Annotated in this window: 26 protein-coding genes; 19 read left to right on the forward strand and 7 right to left on the reverse strand. The window is 64.6% G+C overall.

Annotation, left to right across the window (positions count from 1 at the left end; genetic code table 11):
• Window positions 1-38: 38 nt before the first annotated feature.
• Window positions 39-1,523, reverse strand: a complete 1,485-nt coding sequence (locus AC1RR3_RS36865) for a mannitol dehydrogenase family protein (RefSeq protein ID WP_492829945.1) — start codon at window positions 1,521-1,523, stop codon at window positions 39-41.
• A 143-nt stretch (window positions 1,524-1,666) separates the two neighbouring features.
• On the opposite strand from AC1RR3_RS36865, the gene AC1RR3_RS36870 reads away from it, so the two are divergent.
• The 7 genes from AC1RR3_RS36870 (at window position 1,667) to AC1RR3_RS36900 (ending at window position 9,059) form a co-directional block, all read left to right on the forward strand.
• Window positions 1,667-2,479 (forward strand): FadR/GntR family transcriptional regulator, encoded by an 813-nt coding sequence (locus tag AC1RR3_RS36870; RefSeq protein WP_492829947.1) that lies wholly within the window; start codon window positions 1,667-1,669, stop codon window positions 2,477-2,479.
• 90 nt (window positions 2,480-2,569) lie between these two features.
• Window positions 2,570-3,529 (forward strand): sialic acid TRAP transporter substrate-binding protein SiaP, encoded by a 960-nt coding sequence (locus AC1RR3_RS36875; RefSeq protein WP_492830020.1) that lies wholly within the window; start codon window positions 2,570-2,572, stop codon window positions 3,527-3,529.
• Window positions 3,530-3,645: 116 nt separating this feature from the next.
• A complete protein-coding gene (locus tag AC1RR3_RS36880; protein ID WP_492829949.1) occupies window positions 3,646-4,224 on the forward strand; it encodes a TRAP transporter small permease in 579 nt (192 codons plus the stop codon).
• 4 nt (window positions 4,225-4,228) lie between these two features.
• Window positions 4,229-5,635, forward strand: coding sequence for a TRAP transporter large permease (locus AC1RR3_RS36885; RefSeq protein ID WP_492829951.1), 1,407 nt, complete (start codon window positions 4,229-4,231; stop codon window positions 5,633-5,635).
• Entirely contained in the window at window positions 5,632-6,681 is a 1,050-nt protein-coding gene (locus AC1RR3_RS36890) for an L-idonate 5-dehydrogenase (RefSeq protein ID WP_492829953.1), read from the forward strand. The genes AC1RR3_RS36885 and AC1RR3_RS36890 overlap by 4 nt, the downstream gene beginning before the upstream one ends.
• Before the next feature lie 13 nt (window positions 6,682-6,694).
• Window positions 6,695-7,885 carry a mannonate dehydratase gene (gene uxuA, locus AC1RR3_RS36895; protein WP_492829955.1) on the forward strand — a complete coding sequence of 397 codons (1,191 nt, stop codon included), beginning with the start codon at window positions 6,695-6,697 and terminating at the stop codon, window positions 7,883-7,885.
• A 259-nt stretch (window positions 7,886-8,144) separates the two neighbouring features.
• Window positions 8,145-9,059, forward strand: a complete 915-nt coding sequence (locus tag AC1RR3_RS36900; RefSeq protein ID WP_492829957.1) for a lipase family protein — start codon at window positions 8,145-8,147, stop codon at window positions 9,057-9,059.
• On the opposite strand, the gene AC1RR3_RS36905 is transcribed toward AC1RR3_RS36900, so the two are convergent.
• The gene (locus AC1RR3_RS36905; RefSeq protein WP_492829959.1) at window positions 9,053-9,991 is read right to left on the reverse strand and encodes a LysR family transcriptional regulator; all 939 of its coding nucleotides are present in this window, start codon (window positions 9,989-9,991) and stop codon (window positions 9,053-9,055) included. The genes AC1RR3_RS36900 and AC1RR3_RS36905 overlap by 7 nt on opposite strands.
• 210 nt (window positions 9,992-10,201) lie before the next feature.
• On the opposite strand from AC1RR3_RS36905, the gene AC1RR3_RS36910 reads away from it, so the two are divergent.
• The 6 genes from AC1RR3_RS36910 to AC1RR3_RS36935 all read left to right on the forward strand — a co-directional run bounded on the left by AC1RR3_RS36910 (window position 10,202) and on the right by AC1RR3_RS36935 (window position 16,103).
• Window positions 10,202-11,281: an ABC transporter ATP-binding protein gene (locus tag AC1RR3_RS36910; RefSeq protein ID WP_492829960.1), complete on the forward strand. Its 1,080-nt coding sequence runs from the start codon at window positions 10,202-10,204 to the stop codon at window positions 11,279-11,281.
• Between the two features lie 35 nt (window positions 11,282-11,316).
• Window positions 11,317-12,033, forward strand: coding sequence for an HAD family hydrolase (locus tag AC1RR3_RS36915; protein ID WP_492829962.1), 717 nt, complete (start codon window positions 11,317-11,319; stop codon window positions 12,031-12,033).
• 15 nt (window positions 12,034-12,048) lie between these two features.
• Window positions 12,049-13,356, forward strand: a complete 1,308-nt coding sequence (locus AC1RR3_RS36920) for an NAD(P)/FAD-dependent oxidoreductase (RefSeq protein ID WP_492829964.1) — start codon at window positions 12,049-12,051, stop codon at window positions 13,354-13,356.
• 28 nt (window positions 13,357-13,384) lie between these two features.
• The gene (locus AC1RR3_RS36925) at window positions 13,385-14,422 is read left to right on the forward strand and encodes an ABC transporter substrate-binding protein (protein WP_492829965.1); all 1,038 of its coding nucleotides are present in this window, start codon (window positions 13,385-13,387) and stop codon (window positions 14,420-14,422) included.
• Between the two features lie 86 nt (window positions 14,423-14,508).
• Complete coding sequence (locus tag AC1RR3_RS36930; protein ID WP_492830022.1) at window positions 14,509-15,321, forward strand: ABC transporter permease; 813 nt, start codon at window positions 14,509-14,511, stop codon at window positions 15,319-15,321.
• Window positions 15,318-16,103 (forward strand): ABC transporter permease, encoded by a 786-nt coding sequence (locus AC1RR3_RS36935; protein ID WP_492829967.1) that lies wholly within the window; start codon window positions 15,318-15,320, stop codon window positions 16,101-16,103. Before AC1RR3_RS36930 ends, AC1RR3_RS36935 begins: the two co-directional genes overlap by 4 nt.
• Window positions 16,104-16,305: 202 nt before the next feature.
• Here the strand turns inward: AC1RR3_RS36935 and AC1RR3_RS36940 are convergent, their stop codons facing one another.
• The gene (locus tag AC1RR3_RS36940; RefSeq protein WP_492829969.1) at window positions 16,306-16,953 is read right to left on the reverse strand and encodes a TetR family transcriptional regulator; all 648 of its coding nucleotides are present in this window, start codon (window positions 16,951-16,953) and stop codon (window positions 16,306-16,308) included.
• Window positions 16,954-17,159: 206 nt separating this feature from the next.
• Here AC1RR3_RS36940 and AC1RR3_RS36945 point away from each other — a divergent pair, with 206 nt between their 5' ends.
• From AC1RR3_RS36945 to AC1RR3_RS36960, 4 genes are all read left to right on the forward strand, one after another.
• Window positions 17,160-18,500: an MFS transporter gene (locus AC1RR3_RS36945; protein ID WP_492829971.1), complete on the forward strand. Its 1,341-nt coding sequence runs from the start codon at window positions 17,160-17,162 to the stop codon at window positions 18,498-18,500.
• Between the two features lie 17 nt (window positions 18,501-18,517).
• A complete protein-coding gene (locus AC1RR3_RS36950) occupies window positions 18,518-20,017 on the forward strand; it encodes a carboxylesterase/lipase family protein (RefSeq protein WP_492829973.1) in 1,500 nt (499 codons plus the stop codon).
• The gene (locus AC1RR3_RS36955; RefSeq protein WP_492829975.1) at window positions 20,014-21,690 is read left to right on the forward strand and encodes a carboxylesterase/lipase family protein; all 1,677 of its coding nucleotides are present in this window, start codon (window positions 20,014-20,016) and stop codon (window positions 21,688-21,690) included. The genes AC1RR3_RS36950 and AC1RR3_RS36955 overlap by 4 nt, the downstream gene beginning before the upstream one ends.
• Before the next feature lie 127 nt (window positions 21,691-21,817).
• Window positions 21,818-21,976 (forward strand): hypothetical protein, encoded by a 159-nt coding sequence (locus AC1RR3_RS36960; RefSeq protein WP_492829977.1) that lies wholly within the window; start codon window positions 21,818-21,820, stop codon window positions 21,974-21,976.
• A gap of 60 nt (window positions 21,977-22,036) precedes the next feature.
• Here AC1RR3_RS36960 and AC1RR3_RS36965 read toward each other — a convergent pair whose 3' ends face one another.
• From AC1RR3_RS36965 to AC1RR3_RS36980, 4 genes are read right to left on the reverse strand one after another with little or no spacing between them, the layout of a single operon-like run.
• Window positions 22,037-22,765 (reverse strand): aspartate/glutamate racemase family protein, encoded by a 729-nt coding sequence (locus AC1RR3_RS36965; protein WP_492829979.1) that lies wholly within the window; start codon window positions 22,763-22,765, stop codon window positions 22,037-22,039.
• 39 nt (window positions 22,766-22,804) lie between these two features.
• Entirely contained in the window at window positions 22,805-23,563 is a 759-nt protein-coding gene (locus tag AC1RR3_RS36970) for an amino acid ABC transporter ATP-binding protein (protein ID WP_492829981.1), read from the reverse strand.
• A complete protein-coding gene (locus tag AC1RR3_RS36975) occupies window positions 23,560-24,222 on the reverse strand; it encodes an amino acid ABC transporter permease (protein WP_492829983.1) in 663 nt (220 codons plus the stop codon). The genes AC1RR3_RS36970 and AC1RR3_RS36975 overlap by 4 nt, the downstream gene beginning before the upstream one ends.
• A gap of 9 nt (window positions 24,223-24,231) precedes the next feature.
• On the reverse strand, window positions 24,232-25,071 hold the full coding sequence (locus tag AC1RR3_RS36980; RefSeq protein WP_492829985.1) for a transporter substrate-binding domain-containing protein: 840 nt from the start codon (window positions 25,069-25,071) through the stop codon (window positions 24,232-24,234).
• 237 nt (window positions 25,072-25,308) lie between these two features.
• On the opposite strand from AC1RR3_RS36980, the gene AC1RR3_RS36985 reads away from it, so the two are divergent.
• Window positions 25,309-26,226, forward strand: a complete 918-nt coding sequence (locus AC1RR3_RS36985) for an NAD(P)-dependent oxidoreductase (RefSeq protein WP_492829987.1) — start codon at window positions 25,309-25,311, stop codon at window positions 26,224-26,226.
• Between the two features lie 11 nt (window positions 26,227-26,237).
• Window positions 26,238-26,591 (forward strand): RidA family protein, encoded by a 354-nt coding sequence (locus AC1RR3_RS36990; RefSeq protein ID WP_492829989.1) that lies wholly within the window; start codon window positions 26,238-26,240, stop codon window positions 26,589-26,591.
• Window positions 26,592-26,665: the final 74 nt, after the last annotated feature.

Below are 26,665 nucleotides of genomic sequence, written 5' to 3' on the forward strand. Positions count from 1 at the left end.
GCAGTGCAGCATTCAAGACGCTGTTGCCCACTTTGTGATCACGCCGAGACGTGCGTCTCCACTGCCCGCCGCGCGCCATCCTTATAAAGACGGCCGAGTGCTGCGGTCACGGCCTCGCGCAGGCGCGGCTCGGCGCCCAGCGGTCCGAACACTTTTTCGACGCCGAGCAACGCAGACGCGAGCCGTTCGGCCACCGGACCCGCCTCGCGCGCCAAGCCTGCGAACTCGGCGGCAAGGGGATCGCGCACGTCGATGGCGCCGCCCAGTTCGTCTGTTGCGGTGACGTAACGCATCCAGCCGGCCACCGCGAGCGCATGTGTCGCGATCGGCAGGTTCCTGGCGAGGCGATCCTGCATCGCGCCGAGCAGGCGCTGCGGCAGCTTTTGCGAGCCGTCCATCGCGATCTGCCAGGTGCGGTGATGCAGCGCCGGGTTGGCGAAGCGCTTGAGCAGCGAGGCGCGATAGGCGGCGAGGTCGGTGCCAACGGGCATCGTCAGCGTCACCGCGGCCTCCTCCATCACCTGCGCGGCGAGGCGCGCAAAGTTCGGATCGCGCATGGTGTCGGCGATGGTCTCGTAGCCCGCGAGATAGCCGAGATAGGCCAGCGCGGAATGGCTGGCGTTGAGCAACCGCAGCTTCATCAGCTCGAACGGCTTGACGTCAGTGACGAGCTCGACGCCGGCGGCGGCAAGATCGGGCCGGCCCGCCGTGAAACGGTCCTCGACCACCCATTGGGTAAACGGCTCGGTCATCACCGGCCAGGCGTCGCGCAGGCCGAGCGCATTCGAGACCGCGTCCCGATCGGCATCCGTCGTTTCCGGCACGATGCGGTCGACCATGGTTGAGGGGAAGGCGACATGATCTGCGATCCACTTGCCGAGGTCCTTCGAACGCAGCGCCGCGAACTGCGTCACGATCCGCTGCACGGTGTGGCCATTGGCGGCCAGATTGTCGCAGCACAGCACGGTGAAAGGCGCCAGCCCCTGCGCCCGCCGCCGCGCCAGCGCAGCCACGATGAAGCCCGGCGCTGAGCGCGGCGCGTCAAAATTGTTGAGATCGTGCACGACATCGGGATGCCGCTCGTCGAGATCGCCGGTCTGCGGCGTGTGGCAATAGCCCTTCTCGGTGACGGTGAGCGAGACGATGCGAATGGCGGGATCGGCCATCCGGTCAACCAGTGCTGCCGGCTTCTCGCGCGCGACGACGCTGTCGAGCAGCGCACCGATGACGCGGTGTTCGGTGCCTTCGGCTGATCGTACGGCGACGGTGTAGAGATGGTCCTGCGGGGCGAGGGCGTCGCGCGTATCCGGGCTGCGCAGGCTTGCGCCGATGATGCCCCAGGACGTGCTGCCCGCGGCAAGGCAGTCGTCGATGACGACGGCCTGATGGGCGCGATGAAAGGCCCCGAGGCCGAGATGCACGATACCGGGCGTAACGCGCGAACGGTCATAGGCCGGGCGGCGGATGCCAGGTGGCAGCCGGTCGAGATTGGCGCGGCCAAGGCGCACTGAATCAAGCCGCATGGACGTCTCCCCTTTGCTTTGCCGTTGCTTGACATGGCGACCGTATCAGGTCAATGCTCTGGTCAATTGGTAAGGCCAATGTTCCAAAATTGGCGGGCCGCGGGTCTGGACGATCCCGCGAGACCCTTTGCGGGGAGGCCAGCGTGCCGCTGGAAGCTGTGGAGGCGAGACGGCTCTATCGCCAAATCGCCGATCAATTGCGAAGCCTGATCGACAGCGGCGAGTACGCGGTCGGCAGCCGCTTGCCGACCGAGCGTGAGCTCGCCGAGCAACTCAAGGTGTCGCGGCCGACGGTGCGCGAAGCCCTGATCGCGCTCGAGGTCGAAGGCCGCGTCCGCATCCGCGTCGGCTCCGGCATCTATGTGATCGAGCCGGCGGATGCTGCGCCCGCGCCCGCAGCTGCCGTCATCGAAGGCCCGTTCGAGCTGCTGCGTGCCCGCGAATTCCTGGAAGGCGCCATCGCCGAGCAGGCCGCGCGCGCCGCGACCAAGGACGATATCGCCCGCATCGACGCGTCTCTTGTCGCGATGGAGAATGTCGAGCATCCCGGCGAAGCCTCGATGGTGCACGACCGCGCCTTCCACGTCGCGATCGCCGGAAGCCTCGGCAATGCCGTTCTGGTGCGCGTGGTCGGCGAGCTGTTCGACCAGCGCCTCAACCCCTATTTCGCGCAGCTTGCGCATTATTTCGAGAGCCCGGGCACCTGGCGAACCGCGCTCGACGAGCACCGCGCCGTGCGTGATGCGATTGCGGCGCATGATCCCGAAGCAGCCCGCGATGCCATGCGAAAACATCTGGCGCGCTCGCAGGAGCGCTTCGCGCAGAACTTTGGGGCTGAGACCGCGACAGGACCGTCCCCGGCGCGCGGTCGGACAGCGCGATCCCCGGTAAAGCCGGCAAAACCAGAACGAGCGTCGAAGAAGCAAGCAAAGGGCGGCAGCGCGCGAAAGCGATGAGATTGGGCGGCCCGTCTCCGCGAGCGGCGGCGGGTGAACAAGAAGCAGACTTAGAAGATGGAGGAAAAATCAGTGTTGAAGAAGATGACGATGATGCTCGCGGTCTCGGCCGCGGCAATGTTTGCGACCACCCAGGTTGGCATGGCGCAGACCAAGCTCAAATGGGCCCATGTCTACGAGACCTCGGAGCCGTTCCACACCGCCTCAGTGTGGGCCGCGCAGGAGATCGGCAAGCGCACCAACGGGCGCTACACGGTCGACGTTTATCCGGCCTCGCAGCTCGGCAAGGAAGCCGACATCAACCAGGGCCTCTCGCTCGGCTCGGTCGACATCATTATCTCCGGCTCGAGCTTTGCGGCCAAGAGCTTCCCGCCGATCGGCGTGACCTATTATCCCTACACCTTCCGCGACGCCGATCATCTCCTCGCCTACACCAAGAGCGACATCTTCAAGGAGCTCGCCAAGGGCTATGAGGACAAGAGCGGCCACCACATCGTCGCGGTGACCTATTACGGCGTGCGCCAGACCTCGTCGAACAAGCCGATCAAGAGCTGCGCCGACCTCAAGGGCCTGAAGATGCGCGTGCCCGACGTTCCGGCCTATCTCGCGATGCCGCGCGCCTGCGGCGCTAACACCGCGCCGATCGCATTCGCCGAAGTCTACCTCGCGCTCCAGAACGGCACCGTCGAGGCGCAGGAGAACCCGCTGACCACGATCGAGGCCAAGAAGTTCTACGAGGTGCAGAAGCACATCGTGCTGACCGGCCACATCGTCGACCACCTCAACACCGTGGTCGCCGGCGCGCTCTGGAAGAAGCTGAGCGACGAAGACAAGAAGATCTTCACCGACGTGGCGCAGGAAGCCGCCGCCAAGGCGACCGCGGAGATCAAGCAGAACGAGGCCAAGCTGGTCGCCTTCTTCAAGGAGAAGGGCCTGACCGTCACCGAAGTCGACAAGAACGAGTTCCGCGACATCGTGCTGAAGAACGTCCCGTTCGAGACCTTCGGCTATCGCAAGGCCGACTGGGAACGCATCCAGGCGGTGAAGTGACGACGTCGTCGTCATCCCGGGGCGGTCCGCAGGACCGAACCCGGGATCTCGAGGTTCCGGGTCTGGTGCTTACGCACCATCCCGGAACGACGTGATCCAGTTTGAGGAGTCCCCCCATGTCCATCGCCGAAATACACCGGCAGATCACCGCGGACGAGATCGCCCATACCTTCGAGGAAGAGGCAGCGCCGAAGGTCGATCTCGGCGTCTACGCTTTCGAGGACTGGGTGGCGCTGGCGATCTTCTGGGTGATGGCGCTCGCCGTCTTCCTCCAGTTCTTCACCCGCTACGTTCTTAACGACAGCTATGCCTGGACCGAAGAGATCGCGACCTACTGCCTGATCGGCGTGGTCTTCATCGGCGCCTCGATGTGCGTGCGACTGTCGCGGCACATTCAGGTCGACCTGATCTACCGCTATCTGCCGCATCTCGTCGCGCGCGCGCTGTCGACGGCGATCGACCTGATCCGGATCGCGTTCTTCGGCTACGCGATCAAGCTGGTCTGGGTCTACATCCAGATCATCGGCGATGAATCGATGACCACGATCAATCTGCCCAAGGACTACGTCTACTACGCCGTGCTGGCCGGCTTCGTGCTGATGTTCGTGCGCTCGGTGCAGGTGGCCATCCAACATTTGCGACAGGGTTATTCGATCCTCGAACGTCCCGGCGCCTACGACGGTTTTGAAGGGTAATGCCATGTTGCTGTTGCTTGGTGGATTTCTCGTCCTGATGCTGCTCGGCGTTCCCGTGGCGATTGCCATGGCCGCGTCGTCGCTGCTCTACATCCTGGTCAGCGGCGTGACGCCCGACGTCACGCTGGCGCAGCGCATGATCGCCGGCGTCGAGAGCTTTCCGCTGCTCGCCGTGCCGTTCTTCATCCTGGCCGGCAACCTCATGAACATCGCCGGCGTCACCGGACGCATCTACAAATTCGCGGTCGCATTGGTCGGCTGGATGCGCGGTGGTCTCGGCCACGTCAACATCATCGGCTCGGTGATCTTCTCAGGAATGTCCGGCACCGCGATCGCGGATGCTGCCGGCCTCGGCACCATCGAGATCAAGGCCATGAAGGACCACGGCTACTCCACCGAGTTCTCGGTCGGCGTCACCGCGGCCTCCGCGACGCTCGGGCCCATCATTCCGCCCTCGCTGCCCTTCGTGATCTACGGCATGATGGCGAACGTCTCGATCGGTGCGCTGTTCCTGGCCGGTGTCATTCCCGGCATTGTCATGACGCTGCTGATGATGGCGACCGTCACCTACTTCGCGCACAAGAACAAATGGGGCAGCGACACGCCGTTCTCCTGGCCGCAGCTCGGCTCGGCCGGCCTCGAGATCGCCATCGTGCTGGCTTTCCCGCTCGCGATCTGGCTGATGGTGGTTGCCGGCATGTCGACCAACATGGCGGTCGTCATCGGGCTCGGCGCGCTGCTCGCCATCGACTGGTACTTCGACTTCTCCGCGGTGATGGCGCTGATGGCGCCGGTGATCCTGATTGGCGGCATGACGCTGGGCTGGTTCACGCCGACGGAGGCTGCCGTCGCCGCGGTGATCTGGTCGCTGTTCCTCGGCCTCGTGCGCTACCGCACCATGACCTTGAAGACGGTGGCGAAGGCGACCTTCGACACCATCGAGACCACGGCCTCGGTGCTGTTCATCGTCACGGCCGCCTCGATCTTCGCCTGGTTGCTCACGGTGTCGCAGGCAGCCCAGATGCTGTCGGACTGGATGCTCAGCATCACTCACAACAAATGGGTGTTTTTGGCGCTCGCCAACGTCCTGATCCTGTTCGTCGGCTGCTTCATCGACACCACGGCGGCGATCACCATTCTGGTGCCGATCCTGCTGCCGATCGTGCTCAAGCTCGGCATCGATCCGATCCACTTCGGCCTGATCATGACGCTGAACCTGATGATCGGCCTGCTGCATCCGCCGCTCGGGATGGTATTGTTCGTGCTCGCCCGCGTGGCAAAACTCTCGGTCGAGCGCACGACGGTGGCGATCCTGCCCTGGCTGGTGCCGCTCATGATCGCGCTGATCGCGATCACCTACATTCCCGAACTGACCCTCTGGCTGCCAAAATACATGGGACTTTCCAAATGACCTCGACTGCTCTCGCCGCAACCCTGTTCGGCCCCGAAGATCTGCGGATGATCGAGCATCCGCTCGACAAGCTGGCATCCGGCATGGTGCGCATCCGCTTTGGCGCCGGCGGCATCTGCGGCTCGGACATGCATTACTTCCGCCATGCCCGCACCGGCGATTTCGTGGTGAAGTCGCCGCTGGTGCTGGGACATGAAATCTCGGGCGAGGTCGTGGAGATCGCAGGCTCTGCCGCCAATCTGAAGGTCGGTGACCGCGTCGCCGTCAACCCGTCGCGCTGGTGCGGCCATTGCGTCGCCTGCCGCGAGGGCCGGCCGAATCTGTGCGAGAACATCTACTTCATGGGCTCGGCCTCGAAGACGCCGCACATGCAGGGCGGCTTCGCCAATTACTTCGACGCGGTCCCTGCACAGTGCGTGAAGATCCCTGACCACGTCTCCTATCAGGCTGCGGCGCTGGCCGAGCCGCTCGCGGTCTGTCTGCATGCGGTCGCGCGCGCCGGCAACATCGAAGGCAAGCGCGGCATCATCTTCGGTGCCGGCCCGATCGGGCTTCTGACCATGCTCGCGGCGCACCGTTCCGGCATGGCCGACATCACGGTGGCCGACATCGCCTCGGCGCCGCTCGCCTTTGCGACGCGGCTCGGCGCTTCTCACGTCGAGAACGTCGTGGGCGGCGAGGAGGGACTGAAGGCGCAGGCGGCCGCGCGCCCCTATGACGTCGCGTTCGAGGTCTCAGGCACGGCTGCGGGTCTTGCTAGCGCCATCGGCATCGTCAGGCGCGGTGGCGTCGTGGTGCAGATCGGCAATCTGCCGGGCGGCCAGATCCCGACGCCGTCGAATGCGGTGATGGCCAAGGAAATCGACCTGCGTGGCTCGTTCCGTTTTGGCTTCGAGTTCATGACCGCGGTGGAGCTGATTGGCTCAGGCAGTGTCGACGTGCTGTCGCTCGTCACCGCCGAGCGGCCGCTGTCGACGGCGCCGGATGCGCTGCGGCTGGCGCTCGACCGCTCGCAGAGCGTCAAGGTCGTGCTCACCGCCAACTGATTGGAGACAACCCATGATGCTTGAGGGATGGCGCTGGTACGGGCCCGACGATCCGGTCTCGCTCGACGATGTCAGGCAGGCCGGGGCGAGCGACATCGTCTCGGCGCTGCATCAGATGCCGATCGGGGAGGCCTGGACGCGCAAGGCGGTCGAGGAGCGCAAGAATTTCGTCGAGAACGGTCAACCCGGCCGCTCGCAACTGACATGGTCGGTGGTGGAATCGATTCCGATTCCCGATGACGTCAAACGTCTCGGCGGAAAGGCGACGAAGTCGATCGAGGCATGGATCGCGAGCCTGGAGGCGGTCGCGGCCACCGGCATCAAGATCATCTGCTACAACTTCATGCCTGTGGTCGACTGGTGCCGCACCGATCTGGAATGGGAGCTGCCGAACGGCGCCCGCGCCATGCGCTTCGACCAGGACCGCTTTGCGGCGTTCGAGCTGCATATTCTCAAGCGCCCGGCCGCCGTGCAGGAATATTCGTCGGAGCAGCAGGCGCGCGCGAAAAAGCTGTTCGACAAGATGAGCCAGGCCGATATCGACTACCTCATCATGACCATCGCCAGCGCGCTGCCCGGCTCGACCACCGAGCCGATGACCATCCCGCAATTCCGCGACCGGCTGGAAACATATCGCGACATCACGCCAAAGATCCTGCGGCAGCATCTTGCCGAATTTTTGGGACGTGTCGCGCCAGTGGCCGAACAACTCGGGGTCTCGCTGACACTGCACCCGGACGATCCGCCGCGGCCGCTGTTCGGCCTGCCGCGCATTGCCTCGACTGCAGACGACTACCAGGCGCTGTTCGATGCCGTGCCGTCCAAGGCCAACGGCATCTGCCTGTGTACGGGCTCGCTCGGCGTGCGCGCGGAGAACAATCTGCCTGAGATGGCCGAGCGCTTCGGCCCGCGCATCGCCTTTGCGCATCTGCGCGCGACCAAGCGCGAGGCTGATGGCCTGTCGTTCTACGAGTCCGATCATCTCGATGGCGACGTCGACATGGTCGCGGTGTTGAAGGCGCTGTTGAAGGAGAACGCCCAGCGTTCGACCGACAAGAGGATCGTGTTCCGCCCCGATCACGGCCACCGCATGCTGGACGATCTCGCCGCCACCAAGCGCACCAATCCCGGCTACACCGCCATCGGCCGTCTCCGCGGTCTCGCCGAGCTGCGCGGCGCAATCCGCGCGATCGAGCATCGTTAGAGACAAAAGCTCTATCCACGTCATTGCGAGCGTAGCGAAGCAATCCAGAATTCCTCCGCGGAAAGACTCTGGATTGTTTCGCTACGCTCGCAATGACGTGGAGGGAAAGGTGCCTCGTTTCAACCTTATCCTCTTAAGCGGGAAGGCAGAATACGTTCCGGGGACGCGCAAAGATTGTCAAAGCTCCAGCCATATGCGAGACTGGCGCCATTCCGCTTTCGATCGACGCATTGCAGCATAAGCCATTTAGGAGCTTGATGTGAGCATCCTGGTCGAGCTTCCTCCCGATCAATATGACCGGCGGGCATTTGCAAAATTCAGCGAGACGTCGGCCGGCTTCGATCTCGACATCGCTCGCGCGATGATGTGGATGTCGCAACTCGCGTACGAGACCCATGTGCCGGATACGATCACCCGGGTCTCTCCGTTCTGGGATCTGTCCGGCGTCAAGCTGCTGAGCCAGCCGGCGCAGTCGACGCTGCCGCTGACCGACACGCGCGGGATCGTTGCCAACAAGGGCAACGCGACCATCGTCGCCTTCGCCGGCACCGACCCGCTTCATCTCCTGAACTGGGTCAGCGATTTCACGCTCGGCCGGCCGAAGGCGCCCGTGCACCAGGGGTTCGTCGATGCGGCGGCGGCCGTGTGGGACGAGGTGAAGAGCGCATTGACGGCAGCGCTGGCGCGCAAATCACCGATCTTCATCACCGGACACAGCCTGGGCGCCGCGATCGCGGTGGCAACTGCGGACTTCGCGCGGGAGCAGCTCCAGCTCGCCGACGCGCAGATCTATCTATACGGCTGTCCGCGTGTGGGCCGCGACGATTTCGTCGCCCTCTACAACGGTACGTTCGGCAGGACGACCTATCGTCTCGTGCACGGCACCGACATCGTCCCGACAGTGCCTCCGCCCGGGCTTGGCTTTCATCACGTCGGCCGTTATCTCGCCTGTGCACGCGGCGCCAAATTCAGCGCCAGCCAGCTCACCGCAGCTGTTGGTTCGGATGAGCCAATGGCGAATGCTGGAATTGGCGAGCAGGTCCGCAATCTCCTCAGCGGCGTATCCGAGAACACGCGGTCGGATGTCGTCGGCAGGCTCACGGTGCTGCTGCCGGCGGGGATCGGCGATCACCTGCCCGATCGTTACTGCGCCGCGCTGACGCCCGCTCAGTAACAGGCGGCCATCGCGCCGAGTTTCGGGTAGAGCCTGTCGATCGCCGCGATCTCGCTCCGCATCTGCGCGATGATCCAGTCGCGGATCTCGGTGGCGATCGGGCGCATCGGCCGGTTGCGCGGCGGCAGGAATTCGCAGATGCGGCGCGTGGTGGTGAGCCTGTCGGACGCCGGCACCAGCGCGCCGGTCAAGAGCCAGTGCGAGGCCACAGTGAGCCAGCCGAGCGCGATGCCCTGGCCGAGCAGGGCAGCCTGCATCACGACGGCATAGTCGGTGAAGCTCAGCGCCTTGGCCGCACCTCGGCGCCCGGTCAGCAGCGATTCATAATCCGCGGCCCAATCGCCGGGTGTCTCGGCGAGGCGGATGATGGTGTTGCCCTCGGCGGGATCGGTCTCGCCGAGATAGCCGGGGCTGCACATCGGCAGCATCACTTCCTTCATCACCAGCGTGCCGCCGGATGACGGCTCGTCGCGGTCGCGGAAGCGCATGCCGAGATCGACATTCTCCACCGGTCCGCGCAGCGCGCCGGAGATCAGCTGGAAGCGCAGATCGACTTGCGGAAACTGTTTCTGGAGCTTGTCGATGCGCGGCATCAGCCAGTGCGTGGTGAAGGCGGAGGACACCGACAGCGTCACCGTCTCGGTGCCCTTGCGGCGCCGCTCGATTTCGACCAGCCCGCTCTCGATGCTGCGAAAGCCTTCGAGCACGCGGCGATACAGCAGCTCGCCTTCCTCGGTGAGCACCGCGCGGCCCGCCTTGCGATCGAACAGGCGGACGCCGAGATGCTCTTCGAACTGGCCAAGCATGCGGCTCACGGCCGGCTGCGTGACGTTCAGTTCGGCGGCAGCCGCCGTGAAGCTGCCATTGCGCGCCGCTGCGTCGAAGACGAACAGGGCGTTACTGGAGGGCAGCATGCGACGCAGCTCGGGCATAACGTCATGTTATGGGATGCGTGAGAATTTGGCAATTGCCCAGTTTTGCCAAGTCTGGTGTCATTGGCATGACAGCCTAAACACAGGGGCTTCGCGAGAAGATTTGGTGCGGCGCACGCTTTGACCGTGAGTGCTCCAAATCCCTGTCTATAAAGCAGGCTTATGGCGCGCAGTGAGGCACGCCGTTGCAGGGCATGGCGAGGGCGATCGTTGGACAAACGAGCGGAAAGCGTCGAGATCAGGTCCGCGAGCAAGGCCTACGGCGCGGTTCGCGCCCTCGACGACGTCTCCCTCAATGTCGGCGCCGGTGAATTCGTCTCGCTGCTCGGCCCGTCCGGTTCCGGCAAGACCACGCTGCTTGGCATTCTCGGCGGCTTCATCCTGCCGACGTCGGGCACAATCCTGTTCGGTGGCCGCGACGTCACCTGGATGCCGCCGCACAAGCGCGACATCGGCGTCGTGTTCCAGAACTACGCGCTGTTCCCGCATATGAGCGTCGGCGAGAACGTCGCCTTTCCCCTGCGCGCGCGCCGCCTGCCCAAAGCGAGCTGGCCCGAGAAGGTGCGCGCGGCCCTCAGCATGGTCGGCCTCGCCGGCTATGAGGAACGCGGCATTGCGCAGCTCTCCGGCGGTCAGCGCCAGCGCGTGGCCCTCGCACGTGCCATGATCTTCGAGCCGCAGCTGATCCTGATGGACGAGCCGCTCTCGGCGCTCGACAAGCAGCTGCGCGAATCCATGCAGATCGAGCTGCGCGCGCTGCACAGGCGCATCGGCGCTACCATCATCTATGTCACCCATGACCAGCGCGAGGCGCTGACCATGAGCGACCGCGTCGCCGTGATGAAGGACGGTAGGCTGATCCAGATCGACGAGCCGGCGCGCCTGCACGATCACCCCGCCGATTCCTTCGTGGCGAGTTTCATCGGCGAGGCGACAATGTTGCCCGTTCGCCGTGTCGATGCGTCCAGCGTTGCGCTGGGCAACGCGCTGCTGCGCAGTGCCCGCGCCATTCCTGATGGTGACGCGCTGATGCTCGCGGTGCACAGCGAAAAGCTGCTGATCGACGACGGCGGGCAGGACGGCGCCTGCAACCGGCTGACCGGCACGGTCACCGACATCGTCTACCAGGGCGAGAGCCTGCGCATCTTCCTTTCGCTCGAAGGCGGCATCGCGCTCAGCCTGCGTCAGCCGGCTTACCACCAGGCCTACAGCCGCATCCCGCCGCTCGGCGGCAGCCTCACCGTCACCCTTCACCCCGAGGACACGATTGTCGTGCCCAGGGTGGACTGAACCCAAGCTCCATCCAACCGAGAGAAGAACCTGATATGTCGACCCAAGCCGCCTTCAGCAATTTCAAGGTCCTCACCTTCGACGTCGTCGGCACCTTGATCGATTTCGAGACCGGCGTGCTCTCCGCGGTGCGCAGGATCTCGGGCAAGTCGCCTTCAGAGCTCAGCGACGACAAGATCTTCGAATCCTACAAGCGCGGCCGCGACAAGCATTACGAGCGCTCGAGCGAGGTGATGTTTCACGTCTATCGCTATCTCGCCACCGAGCTCGGGTTGCCGGCGGATGACGCGTCCTGCGACGTGTTCCAGCTCGCCGTGCTGCGCTGGGGGCCGTTCTCCGATTCCGTCGAGGCGCTCAAGCGCCTGCGCACGAAATTCCGTCTGGTTGCGATGACCAACGCCGACCGCGTCGCACTGTCCTGCTACGCGCACGCGCTCGGCAATCCCTTCGACGATACCGTCTGCGCCGACGACACCGGCGTCGCCAAGCCGAACCCGGAATTCTTCGCCTACAACAAGGGGCGCCAGTCCGCGTTCGGCTACAAGCAGTCCGACATCCTGCACGTCGCGCAGAGCCAGTATCACGACATCGGGATCGCGCGGAAGCTCGGCTACAAGGTGTGCTGGATCGAGCGCCGCCAGGGCATCGCCGGTTTCGGCGGCACGCCAGCCGTGGAGGCGTTGACCAAGCCGGACTTCCATTTCCCGACGCTGAAGGCGCTCGCCGACGCGGCCATCGGACCGGCTGCGTAACGGATGAGCGCGGGCATGACACGGGACTGGCGCGCGCTGCCATCGGCCAACTCGCTGTGGGAAGCCACGGCGGAGCCGGCGCGCGATTGTCCCGTGCTGTCCGGCGAGCAACAGGCGGATGTGGTGATCATCGGTGCAGGCTATACCGGCCTGTCCGCAGCTCACCACATCGCCAAGAGCGGCCTGTCGCCGATCGTGCTCGAGGCCAACCGTCCCGGCTGGGGCGCCAGTGGCCGCAATGGTGGGGTGATCACCGCAAAATTCCGTCTTTCGTTCCGCGAGATCGACGCCGTGCACGGCCGCGCCATGGCGCGGCGCATGTACGAGATCGCGCATGAATCGACCGATATCGTCGAGGAGCTGGTCTCCGAATTCGGCATCACCAGCGCGGCGCTGACCCGGACCGGCCAGGTCAAGGCGGCCCACAACGAGACGACGCTGAAGGCCGCGATCGACGAAGCCAACTGGATGACGCGCGAGATGGGCGATGCCGAGGTCCGCATCCTCGACAAGCGCGGCGTGCGCGAGGAGACCGGCTCGGACATCTTCGTCGGCGGCGTGCTCAATCCCGGCTCGGGCGGTATTCATCCTCTGAACTATCTGCGCGGCCTCGCCAACGGCGTCGCGCGCCGCGGCGTTCCCATCTTCCAGGAGTCGCCGGTCGTAAAACTCCGGCGCGAGAACGGCGTTGTCGTCGCCGAGACGCCGAAAGGCGCGGTGCGGGCCAAGCAGGCGATCATCGCCACCAACAGCTATTCCGATCTCACCGGCGCGACCGCGCAGATGCAGCGCACGCTGATCCCGTTCCGCAGCGCGCTGATCGCGACCGAGCAGCTGCCGCGCAATCTCGCGGGCAAGCTGATGCCGACGGGGCGGACCTATACCGAGACCAAGCGCATGATGCGCTGGTTCCGGATGGTCGACAATCGCGTCATCTTCGGCGGCCGCGGCGCTTTCGGCAAGCAGGACTCCGAATCCGCGTTCGATGCCTTGCGCAAGGCGATGGTCGGCATCTTCCCGGATCTGGCCGATGTCCCGCTCGCATACAAATGGTCGGGCCTCGTCGCGATGACAATGGACTCGGTGCCGCATATCGGCCGGTTCGACGACCGCACGCTGTTCTCGATGGGCTACAACGGCGCCGGCGTTGCGATGTCGAGCCTGATGGGCCGCTATCTCGCCGCCTTCGTGCGCGGCGAGACGCCCGATGTCGGGCTGCTCGACGCGCGGCGCATGAAACCCATTCCGTTCTATCCGCTGCGTGAGCCCGCCGTGCGCATGGTCGCCGGCTGGTACCAGTTTCTCGATGCGATCGGTCAATGAGATCATTTTGGCGATGGAGGAGGCGAGGATGACTACGAAATTTGGTTACGCTTTGTTGGGCGCGGTCGCGCTCAGTGGTACCGCGGCGAACGCAGCCGAGCAGATCACCTTTGTCTCGCAAGGCGGCGCCTATCAGCAGGCGCAGACGGTGGCGATCCTCGATCCCTCCGCCAAGAAGCTCGGCATCACCATCAACCAGGATTCCATCCCCGACGCCTGGCCGGCGATCAAGACGCAGGTCGGCAGCGGCAAGCCGATCTGGGACGTCGTGGACACCCCGACCGGCAACTGCCTGCGCGGCGGCGAGCAGGGGCTGATCGAGAAGCTCGACTTTTCGAAGATTCCAAACGGCGCGGCGATGCCGGAGGCGTATCGCAGTCCCTATTCGGTGTCCTACGAGTTCTATTCCAGCGTGCTGTCCTACAGCCAGAAGACCTTTCCGAAGGACGCGCCGAACAGCTGGGCCGATTTCTGGGACGTGAAGAAATTTCCAGGCCGCCGCGCGCTGCGCAACCACCCGTTCGCGACGCTCGAGGCCGCGCTGATGGCCGACGGCGTCGCGCCGGACAAGCTCTACCCGCTCGACGTCGACCGCGCGTTCAAGAAGCTGGAAGAGATCAAGCCGCACATCACGGTGTGGTGGACCTCGGGTGCGCAGTCGGCCCAGCTGCTCAATGACGGCGAGGTCGACATGGAGATGGCCTGGAACGGCCGCGTCAGCGCGGTCGCCAAGGAAGGCGCCAAGGTTGCCTTCACCTATAACCAGGGCATCCTTCAGAGCACCTCGCTCTGCATCCTCAAGGGCGCGCCCAATCTCGACACGGCGGTCAAGTTCCTCAATGAAGCCGTCGATCCCGTGCACCAGGCCAATCTGCCGCTCCAAATCGACTACGGCCCGGGTAATCCCAAGGCGTTCGAGACCAACGTGATCAAGCCCGAGCGCGCCGCGCAATTGCCGAGCGAGCCCGCCAACGCGGCCAGGCAGGCGCTGATGTCCTACGCCTGGTGGTCCTCGCCCGCGGGCGAGGCCGCCGAGAAGCGCTGGGCGTCGTTCATGCAAAAGTAGGCAGCGAGTTAAGCGAAGCGAGGCCAGCGTTGACGACCTCAGTGCCAGATCCCTCCCAAAAGCATCAGCGCCGCGAGCATGCGCTGATGCTGGCATTGGTGTCGCCCGCGCTGCTCGTGATTTTGCTCCTGATCGTGCTGCCGGTCGGCTGGCTCGCCTGGCAGTCGATCTATCATGACGGCTTTACGCTGGAGAACTATCGCCGCGTCTTCACCGAGGACATCTATTGGCGCAGTTTTGCGCTGACCTTCGAAATCAGCCTCGCTGTGACATTCATCGCGCTGCTGCTCGGCTATCCCGTGGCCTATCTCGCCAATTCCGTGCCGAAAGGCTGGAGCATCCTCATCCTCTCGCTGGTCGTGCTGCCGTTCTGGACCAGCGTGCTGGTGCGCGCCTATGCTTGGCTGGCGCTGCTCCAGCGCACCGGCGTGATCAACCAGTTTTTGCGTTATCTCGATGTGATCTCCGAGCCGCTCGCGCTCGTCCACAACACTTTTGGGACCGTGGTCGCGACCGTGCACATCCTGCTGCCCTTCATGGTGCTGCCGCTCTACGCAACCATGCAGAAGATTCCCGGCGACCTGATGCAGGCCGGCGCCAGCCTGGGTGCGAGCCCGTCGCTGACGTTCATGCGCGTCTTCCTGCCGCTGTCACTGCCGGGCGTGCTCGCCGGCTGCACGATGGTGTTCGTGCTCTGCCTCGGCTTCTACATCACGCCGGAGCTGCTCGGCGGCGGCCGCACCGTGATGGTGTCGATGCTGGTGAGCCGCAATGTCGAGCTCTACAACCAGTTTGGCGCCGCGAGCGCCGTCGCGGTGGTGCTGCTCCTCAGCGTGTTCGTGATCTTCTTCGCCGTCAGCCGCTTCATCGCGCTCGATCGCATATTGGGGCAGGAATGATGCGCGTGTCCCTGGCCCGGATCGCCCTCTACGTGATCAGCGCGCTGGTGCTGGTCTATCTGATCCTGCCGGTGCTGGTCATCGCGCCGATCTCCTTTTCGAGCGCGCGCTTTTTGACCTTCCCGCCGCCGTCGTTCTCGACGCGCTGGTATCAGCAATATTTCGCCAACCCCGCCTGGATGCAGGCGACGCGGGTGACGTTGACGATCGCGTTTCTGACGGTTCTGATCGCGACGCCGTGTGGCGTTGCCGCCGCCTACGCCATCAGCCAATCAAAACTGCGCATCATGCGCGTCATCCATATGGCGCTGTTGTTGCCGCTGGTGGTGCCGATCATCATCACCGCGGTCGGCATCTTCTTCGTCTATGCCAGGGTCGGGCTGGTCGCGACCTTGCCCGGCCTCGTGCTGGCCAACGTGATGCTGGGATTGCCCTACGTCGTCATCTCGGTGCTGGCGGGCCTGCAGAGCTTCGACCCCGCGCAGGAGATGGTGGCGCGCAGCCTCGGCATGAACCGCCTGCGCAGCTTTTTCGCGGTGACGCTGCCGCAGATCAAGTCCAGCGTGGTCGCGGGCGGCATCTTCGCTTTCATCTCGGCGATGGACGAGACCATCGTCGCGCTGTTCATCTCCGGCGGCCAGTATCAGCCGCTGACCAAGCGCATGTTCACCGCGCTCCGCGACGAGATCGATCCCACAATCGCCGCGATCTCGACGCTGATGACGGCGGCGTCGTTCATGCTGGTGCTCGCCGCGAGCGCGCGGCAGAAGAAGGGTGGGTGAGGGGGCTCCGGTTTCGGTGTCGCGTGCCCCGGACGCAGCGCAGCGCTTCTTCAGCGGTGCGCTGCAGAGCCGGGGCCCATCGCTCCGACCGTTCCTGTGCCGCTATCTGGGTCCCGGCTCTGCGCAGCAACGCCAAGAGCGTTGCAGCGCGTCCGGGACACGAGAGGGTGTGGCGCGGCCACGATCTCCGCTTTCTCGACCGTCACACCTTTCCCAGCCACGCCAAGATCATCTCCACGATCTGCGTCCGGCTCTTCGTGAGCACCCTGGGCTCGCTCAAGTCGCGGTCGAACAGTGCCCCGAAGGTGTGTCGGTTGGCGACACGGAAGAAGCAGTAGGAGGAGATGGCGAGGTGCAGGTCGATCGCGTCGACATCGTCGCGGAAAGCGCCTTCGCTGCGGCCGCGCTTCAAAATGCCGTCGAGGGTTGCGATCACGCTGGCGTTGAGCTGGCGCAGTTGCAAATTCTGCTTCAGGTGCTTGCCGTGGTGGATGTTCTCGATTGAGACGAGGCGAATGAAGTTCGGGTTGCGCTCGTCATGGTCGAAGGTCGCTTCGATCAGCCGGCGCAATCCCTCGCGCGCATCGCAGCTGGCGATGTCGAGCTGATCCTCCAGCGCGCGGATGCTGCGATAGGCTTCCTCCAGCACCGCGAGATAGAGCTGCTCCTTGCCGCCGAAATAGTAATAGATCATGCGCTTCGACGTGCGCGTGCGCGCCGCGATCGCATCGACGCGAGCGCCGGAATAGCCCTCCGAGGCGAATTCGGCCATCGCCACTTCGAGGATGTCGCGCTTGGTGCGCTCGGGGTCGTTGGTGCGCTTCGATGGAGGCGGCATGCGCTCGAGCATCACTGTTTCTCCCGCCAGTTTCCACGGATCACCTTGAAGGTGAAGGCTAATTTCACCCGCCAAAGCCTTGATCCAACGCGTATTGCATAAACGTACTAGTTCGTACATTATGGCTCCAAACCAAGGTTGCGGCAACCACAACAACAAAACGCGCACGGCGAACCGCCTGACGCGGGCCGCACCGGACACTTGGGGAGGAGATTCAGATGACGTTGACGTCAACCGCGTCGCTGCACGGGCCAACAGCCGTGGACGCCACACCGAACAAGCTGCCCAAGCGTGCCGCGCTCGTCAGCTTCGTCGGCAGCATGCTCGAATACTACGACTTTTTCATCTACGGCACTGCGGCGGCGCTGATCTTTCCAAAAGTGTTCTTCGCCAATGTCGATCCCGCGACCGGAACGCTGCTCGCGTTGCTGTCCTTCGGCATCGGCTACATCGCGCGCCCCGTCGGTGCCGTCATCCTCGGCCATTTCGGCGACCGCATCGGCCGCAAGACGGTGCTGCTGTTCACGCTGGTCCTGATGGGCGGCTCGACGCTCGCGATCGGCTTGTTGCCGGACGCGAAATCGATCGGCAATGCCGCGCCTGTCATCCTGACGCTGCTGCGCCTGTTGCAGGGCCTGTCGGCCGCCGGTGAGCAGAGCGGAGCGAACTCGCTGACCCTGGAGCATTCCGCCAATTCCAACCGCGCCTTCTTCACGAGCTGGACGCTGAGCGGCACGCAAGCCGGCGCGATCCTGGCGACACTGGTGTTCATTCCGGTGTCCAGCCTGCCGGAGGATCAGCTTCTGAGCTGGGGCTGGCGCATTCCGTTCCTGCTGTCGTTCTTCGTGCTGGTCGTCGCCTATCTGGTGCGGCGGACCATGCCGGAGACGCCCGTGTTCGAAGACATCAAGGACAAGGCGCAGGTGGCGCGTTTCCCCGTCGTCGCGCTGCTGCGCGACTACTGGCCGGACGTGCTCCGCGTGATCACCTGCGCGCTGATCGCGACAGTGAGCACGATGACCGCCGTGTTCGCGCTCGGTTACGCCACCAGCAAGTTCGGCGTGGCGCGCCCCACCATGCTGTGGGCCGGCGTGCTCGGTAACGTCACCGCACTGATCACCCAGCCGCTCTGGGCCTTGCTCGCCGACAGGATTGGCCGCAAGCCGGTGTTCATCGGCGGCGTGCTCGGCTGCGCCATACTGCTGTTCCCCTATTTTATGCTGGTGACATCGGGTAACACGCCAGCAATTTTCGCCGCCGCCATGATCCTGTCCGGTGTCGTCTACGCCGCGCCGAACGCGATCTGGCCGTCGTTCTACGCGGAGATGTTCGAGGCCCGCGTGCGCTATTCCGGCACGGCGATTGGCACGCAGCTCGGCTTCCTCGCCGCCGGCTTCACGCCGCTGATCAGTGCGAGCCTGGTCGGCGACGGGCCGAACGGCTGGGTTTCCGTCGCGATCTTCGTGGCCTGCTGCTGCGTGATCTCGGCCGCCGCTGCGGCGACTGCACGCGAAACCCACACCGTGGACATCGCCGATCTCGGCAAGCGGCGCGCTTGAGTGAAGACGAGGCACGCATGCTGACCAACGCAGTTCCGACCACGAGCGGTCCGGTCGTCGGCACCGGGCAGGGCACCGTGCGCGCCTTCAAGGGCATACCGTTCGCGGTCGCGCGGCGCTTCGCCAAGGCGACGCCGCCGACAGCGTGGACGGAGCTGCGCCGCTGCACGGATTACGGCGCTTACGCGCCGCAGCCCGGTCATCTCGATCATGTCGACGAGACTGCCTGTCTCAGCCTGAACATCTGGACACCGGCGGGGGCCGAGCGCCCGCTGCCGGTATTGTTCTTCATTCATGGCGGCGCCTTCGTCACCGGCGGCGGCGCAGATTATGACGGCGCATTCCTCGCCGCGCACGGCCCCGCCGTCATCGTCACCATCAACTACCGGCTCGGTCCGCTCGGCTTCCTGCAACTGCATCGTCACGCTCTCGGTGAGGCGAACAACCTCGCGATCTCTGATGGGCTCGCCGCGCTCGACTGGGTGCGCGACAACATCGCGAATTTCGGCGGCGACCCGGATGCGATCACGCTGTCGGGCCAGTCGGCCGGCGCGTCCATGGTGATCGCGCTTGCGACCTTGCCGCGGGCCAAGGGCAAGTTCATTCGCGCGCTTGCGCTGAGCGCGCCCGGGCGGAGCATCATGAGCGCGGATCATGCCGACGAGGTCGCAGCCCGCGTGCTCGCCGAACTCGAGCTGGCAGATGAGCCGGGCGAGATCGCCTCTGTGGCGCTGCCAAGACTCTTCGCGGCGGTAGAGCGCGTGGGCCGCAGGATCGCGGATGACACCGCCTCAGGCACCGTGTTCGGCCCGGTACTCGATGGCACCGTGATCCCGCGCGAACCGCGCGATGTCTTCGCCGACGGCAGCTTGCGCGACATTCCGCTCTGGCTCGGCTCCTGCCGCGACGAGATGGTGATGTTTTTGAAGAACACGCCGCCGGCCGCGATGATCCGGACCACCGAGCGGCAGGTGCGCGCTGCTCTCGGCGATGCCGGCTGGGAGCGTCTGCTGGCGTATTACCGCGGCACGGCGCGTGTCGACGAGGATCCCTACGAAGCGCTGCTGTCGGATGCGTTCTGGCACCGCCCGATGGCCGATCTCGCGCGGCTTCACGCGGCCGCCGGCGGCGCGGTATGGCTGAGCCGGTTCGATCATCGCCCCGCGTTGGAGCCGTTCCTGTCGCAGGGGCCGACCCACGGCGCCGACAATGCGTGCTTGTGGGCGCATCTGCCAAATTTCGTCGATCGCCCGATCCTGAAGCGCAAGGGCGGTCCGATGACGCATGCCGACATCGACGTCGCCGCGCGGTTCCAGGCGAGCTTGCTGCGCTTCGTCACATCAGGCGCGCCCGACATCGCCGAAGCCTGGCCGCGATTTGAGCTGGCCAGGGAGCCGCTCGCAATCTTCGACCAGCCGTTCCATATTGTGCCTCTGAATGAAGGTGCGCGCGCCCGCGTGTGGGTAGAGCTGAGCGCAGGCACCAACGACAAGAAGAAAATGAGGGAGGCCGGATGAGCATCTTGAGAAGCGCCGCGTGCATTCAGTGGCGCTCCGCCATTGCGATCCTCTCGCTGTTTGGCACATGCGCGATGCTGACGGCCTCACCCGCGGCGGCGCAGATCGTCGCGACGCCTGTTCCCGGCGACCCCGTCAGCATCGATAGCGGCGCCGTCTCCGGCAAGGTGCTGACGTCGAACGTAAGGGCCTATTTCGGCATTCCCTATGCTGCGCCACCGCTCGGCGATCTTCGCTGGCGCGTGCCGCAGAAGGTCGAGGCGTGGCAGGGCACCTATCACGCGGACAGGTTGGCACCGGAGTGCATCCAGGTGCTGCGTCGGCACAATCTCAATCATTATTTCGGCGAGGAGGCGACCAGCGAGAACTGCCTCTATCTGAATATCTGGGCGAGCCCCGACGCGAAGCCAGGCGCGAAGCTGCCGGTCGTGGTCTGGATCTATGGCGGCGGTTTCACGCTCGGCTCCAGCGGCATGGCGATGTATGACGGCGAGAATGTCGCGAAGAAGGGGGTGATCTTCGTCAGCTTCAATTACCGCGTTGGCATCTTGGGCAATCTGGCCCATCCCGAACTGACCGCGGAATCGCCGCACCGTGCCTCCGGCAATTACGGGCTGATGGACCAGGTCGCGGCCCTGCAATGGGTCAAGCGCAACATCGCGCAGTTCGGCGGTGACCCCGACAACGTCACCATCACCGGGCAATCCGCCGGCGCCATGTCGGTGTCGGCGCTGGAGGCGAGCCCGCTGGCGAATGGCCTGTTCCATCGCGGCTTCGCGATGAGTCTCAGCATGTTCGACAGCCGCTTCAAATTCCCGGCGCTGCCGGCCGCGGAGAAAATCGGCATCGAGGTGCAGTCGGCGCTCGGCGCGTCCTCGCTCGCCGAGATGCGGCTGATCCAGGCCGACAAGATCCTGGCGATCCAGAAGGACTGCCAGCTCGGCTGCGCCGGCACCATCTCCGTCACCCCCGATATCGATGGCTACGTGCTGCCCGACACTGTCCCGAACATCTTCGCCGCCGGCAAACAGAACGATGTTGCGACCGTTGCGGGCTTCACGAGTGACGAGAGCTCGAACGACTTGCGTACTGCCGGCACGCTCGAAGCCTACATCGCTGCTGCGCGGAAGCTCTATGGCGATCAGGCGGATCGCTTCCTGGCGCTCTATCCCGCCAAGACCGACGGCGAGGCGAAGGCCATGGGGCTAACAGCCGCACGCGAGGGGTTGGTCGAGATCGGCACACGCAACTGGGCCGTCGCGCAAGCGAAGACCGGCAAGGCGCCGTTCTACATGTACATGTTCTCGCGGGTGCATCCCTTCGCACCCGGTGTCGAATTCTTCGACAGTCCGCAGAAGATCGGCGCCTACCACACCTCCGACGTGCCCTATTGGTTCGGCACGCAGGACGCCTTCAACAAGTTCCGCACCACGCGCGTCTGGACCGGGTTCGACCGCGCGCTGTCGGAGCGCATGATGGACACGCTGGTCGCATTTGCGCGCACGGGAAATCCGGGTACGCCAGCGACGCCGTGGCCGCGATGGGCTGAGGGAACGCAAAACTATGTCGAGTTCGGCGATGATTCCGGCGTGCGCGAGGAGAACCGTGCGCGGCTCGAATTCCACACGCCGGCGAACGTCACGCCCTCGACGCCGCGGGTGTCGCGAGACTAGGGCGGAGCCGACTTCCGATAAGGCCGCTTCGGCACAATCGCCTGTAATCTGCTTCACACGCGAATGCGGCGAGTAACGTTAGATGAAGTGAGGCCTCGCTTCCGCGCGGTCCAGTTCGGAGCTGGCGATGATTGCTGCACTGGCAAGAGCAATATCCCGCGCGACGGGAACCAATGTCGATGTCGAGACCCTGAAGATCGTCGTCATCTTCTCGGCGGCGGGCCTGCTGCTCTCGCTCGTCGCCGCAATGATCTACGGACAGGCTCTCAACGCCGCTCTATTTTGAACTCCTGCGAATTCACCGCGCGGTCGACCGGCACGCGTCTCGGCGTCGGTCCCGGCTGGTTCAACGCAGGAACGGTACGGGATGGGCCGCGCGATAGAAGAAATTGATCAGGGTGTTGATGTCGAACACCGGAAGGCCAGACACCTCGGCGACGTCGCGCGAGAACGGGCACATGTTGGTGCACTCGAACAGGATCGCGCCGGGATTTTTGCAGGATGCCATGAAGGCTTGCGTCATCTCGATCATCTCGGCGCGCAGCACGTCGGTATCCAGCTCCTCGCGGCCGAGAATGTAGGTCGCGGGAAACTGAGCATCGGGCTTCATGCCCTGGATCTGGACGGCGATCTCGTCCGGCGACCAGCCGGCGCCGCGGAAATGGCCCTCGTTCATGTGGTGGCCGCGTTCGGTGAAGATGCCGATCACCTTGCCCGGCGGCAGCATGGCGTGGATCAGCGGCGCCTGGATCAGGCTCGAGGTGAAGACCGGGATGTTCACCGCGGCCGCGAGCTGCTTCTGGAACGGCGCGAGGAAGCCGCAGCTCGTCGTGATCGCCTTGACGCCGTCGGCTTCCAGTTCGCGGGCCGCGGCGATGAACGGCTCGAGCAGGGCCGGATCGGGCTGATCGCCCATGATCCTCGTGGCATGCGCGCCGCGCACGATCTTGTAGCGCACCGGGAAATCGTAGGAGAGCGCGTTGCCGATGTCGCCGCGCGGGCGCGGGAAGCGGGTATCGAGCATCAGGATGCCGATCGTCTCGCCGTAATTCGTGAAGCCGCCGCGGAGTTTCATAAGTCTGCCTATCGATTTGGGATGGTCGTGGCCGGCAGTCTAGTGCGTCTCGTGAAATCGGCTCAAGAACGCCTTCAGCCGCTCGCTGCGCGGCTGGCGGATGGTTTCCTCGGGCGTGCCGATCTCGGCCATGACACCGTTGTTCATGAAGCCGACGCGGGTCGAGACGTCGGCGGCGAACGCCATCTCGTGCGTGACCAGCACCATGGTCATGCCTTCGGCGGCAAGGCCGCGGATGACGGAGAGCACTTCGCCGACCAGCTCGGGATCGAGCGCTGAGGTCGGCTCGTCGAACAGCATCACGTCCGGCTTCATCGCGAGCGCACGTGCGATCGCGACGCGCTGCTTCTGGCCACCGGACAGCCGGCTTGGAAAGGCGTCGGCCTTGTCGGCGAGGCCGACCTTGGCGAGGAGGTCGCGGCCGAGCGCGTCGGCCTCGGCGCGTGCCATGCCCTTCACCTGCACCGGGCCCTCGGTGACGTTGGCGAGCACCGACATATGCGGGAACAGGTTGAAATGCTGGAACACCATGCCGACATTTTCGCGCAGCTGCGCCAGTTGTGCATCCTTCGGCGCGCGCGGGCCTTTGCCGAATGCGAACCGATGCGTGCCGATCGCAAGCTCGCCTCGCTGCGGCATTTCGAGCAGGTTCAGGCACCGCAGGAAGGTCGACTTGCCGGAGCCGGAGGCGCCGATCAGGGTGACGACCTCGCCGCGTTCGACCGACAGCGAGACGCCCTTCAGTACCTCATGGTCGCCGAACGCCTTGTGGATATTGCTTGCGATCAGAGCACTCATCGATGCGCTCCCATCTTCTGCTCGACCCGGTCGGCGACCAGTGTCAGCGGGAACAGCACGACGAAATAGAGCACGGCGATCGTGGTGTAGACCTCGAGCGGCTTGTAGCTCGTCGCCGTGATCACCGAGCCCTGGTAGAGCAGGTCGCCGACCGCGACCACCGACACCAGCGAGGTGTTCTTCAGCTGCATGATGGTCTGGTTGATGAAGGAGGGGATCATCACCTGGGTTGCCTGCGGCAGCACGATGCGGCGAAAGATTTTTCCGCGCCGCATTCCGATGGCACGCCCGGCCTCCCATTGTCCGACGTCAACGGCCTCGATGCCGCCGCGAAAGATCTCCGCATAGAACGAACCGGCATAGAGCGACAGCGCGACGAAGCAGGCCATCGCCGGCGACATGTCGACGCCGATCAGGACGGGCAGGGCGTAGTACATCCAGACCAGCTGCACCAGGAGCGGCGTGCAGCGGAATATCTCGATATAGAGCCGCAGCGGCACCGAGACCCAGCGCGGCGCCGTCGTGCGCAGGATGCCGACGATCAGTCCGATCAGGAGGCCCGCGGCTACCGTGATCACCGTGTAGAACAAGGTGACCAGGAGCCCTTGCCAGATCAGGCCCCAATACGGCTTGAGCGCCGCGAACTCCCAGACATACATCGTCGAGGATCAGAACTGCACTTCGCCCGGGATGTCGTCGGCGGCGAGGCCGACGGCCTCGAAACCCTTCAGCATCCATTCGCGGGTCTGGCCCATCGCGCGGTTGTAGTCGGCCCAGGCGCTGAGGAAGTCCTTGTAGCGGCGGTCGCTGTCGGCGCGGATGCCCATGTTGGTCGGCAGCGTCAGCAGCGGCCGAGGCACGGCGAGCTCGCCGAGCGTCGGGTTCTTCTTCAGGGTCGCGACCGAGAGCACCGCGAGCGAGACGTTGCAGTCCGCACGTCCGGTGGACACCGCGAGAATGGCCTCATCGCGCGCCTTGAAACCGAGGATGGTCGCCCTCGGGCAATAGCGGCGTGCGATCGTCTCGTGGGTCGAGCCGATGTCGACGGCGATCTTGACCTCGGGCTTGTTGAGGTCGGCCCAGGTCTGCGGCTTGGCAAAGCCCTTCTTGGTGATGACGGTGAAGGAGTGCACCAGGATCGGCGTCGAGAAGTCGATGACGAGGGCGCGCTCCGGTGTCGGGTTCACCGCAAAGGTGAGATCGACCTTGTCGGCCTGCAGGTCCAGGATCTGGTTGCCCCAGGTCGATTCCAGCGTCTCGACCTTGGCGCCGAGCTTGCCAGCGATGTCGTTGGCCATGTCGATGCAGGCGCCCGACCACTGACCAGTGGCGAGGTCCTTGTGGAAGTAGGGCTCCTGGCCGACGATGACGGTGATCCGCAGCACGCCGCTCTTCTTGATGCGGTCGAGCGTCGAGGTCGGTGCGGTGTCGGCCCTGGCCGAGCTGCTGGCGGCGGCAATCGCTGCGCCTGCCAGCGCGACTGTGGTGAGAGCATCCCTGCGATTCATGGTCTCTGTCTCCCTGGAATTTGGGTCGTGTCGTCTCCGGCGACTGGACTATTTCTGTATTCAGGATAAAATGCAATACGGTATTTCATCTTGCTGACCATTTGTGCGGCAAGGCAGAGATGAGCCCAATATCTTGGCAGGATTGCGCAAAATTCCCTGCGCACGGGGGTTGTCAATGGTATGCAAGTCTGAATACAAAAATAAACGCAATGTTGAAGTGATCTGAAGGAGAGGCCTGTGCGCGCTCTATTTGTCGATGCGAACGACACCCTGGCGGCGGTGACCGACAAGCTGCTGGCCTCGCAGAAGCTGCCGGTCAGCATCAACCGCAACCCCTCGATCAAGCCGGACGATCTGCCCGGCCTGCTCGGCGATGCCGAGATCATGATCGTCGACCACACCGCGGTGCCATCAGCGATTGCCGAGCAGTGCACCAAGCTGAAGCATGTTGTCTTCCTCGGCACCGGCGCGCGGAGCTACATGAATCCGGAGGAGCTGGCTGAGCGCGGCATCTCCGTCCACACCATCAAGGGCTATGGCGACACCGCGGTCGCCGAATGCGCGATTGCGCTGATGTGGGCGTCCGCCAAGAGTTTTGGCGAGATGGATCGCGGCATGCGTGAGGGCAACTGGCTGCGCCGCGACGCGGTCCAGCTCACCGGCAAGACGCTCGGTCTGATCGGCTTCGGCGGCATCGCCGCGGAAGCCGCGCGCATGGCGGCGGGTTGCGGCATGAAGGTGATCGCCTGGAACAGGACGCCGAAGACGCATCCGGGCGTCGAATTCGTCTCGCTGGAGCAGCTGCTCGCCGAGAGTCACGTCATCTCGCTGCATCTGCTGCTCAACGACGAGACCAAGGGTTTTCTGTCGCGTGAGCGTATCGCGCAGATGCGCCCCGGCAGCATTTTGATCAACACGGCGCGCGGCGCCGTCGTGGACGAGGACGCGATGCTCGATGCGATACGCTCCGGTCACATCGCCCATGCCGGGCTTGACGTCTTCACCGTCGAGCCGCTGCCATCAGGTCATCCGCTCACAAAGCTGCCCAACGTGACACTGTCGGCGCATTCCGCGTTCCGCACGCCCGAGGCGAGCGACAATCTCATTGGTGCTGCGCTCGATCACTGCCGCCGCATCATCGCCACCGGCAAGTAAAAGGACATCCCATGTCGGACATCACTCGCATCGACCAGAACGCCCGCCGCAGCCGCGCCTCCGTGTTCGGCGATCTCGTCTTTCTCGCAGGCCAGGTCGCGGACACCAAGACCGCCGATATCACGCAGCAGACAAAAGAGGCGCTGGCGAAGGTCGACGACATGCTGGCGCGCGCCGGTACCGACAAGTCGCGCCTGCTCAGCGTGCAGGTCTGGCTCAAGAGCATGGACGATTTCGACGCGATGAACGCGGTCTATGACGCCTGGGTGGTGCCCGGCAACGCGCCGACGCGTGCCTGCGGCAAGGTCGAGCTCGCCGATCCCGCCTTCCGCATCGAAGTGATCGCGATCGCCGCGCGCAGCTGACATGCGTGCCGATGCCCTCAGCACTGTTTGCATCGGCCTTGCACCTTATTTCCGCCTGTCCTACGCCACCTCGG

The organism is Bradyrhizobium sp. GW821-FHT13H05 (genome assembly GCF_058804065.1).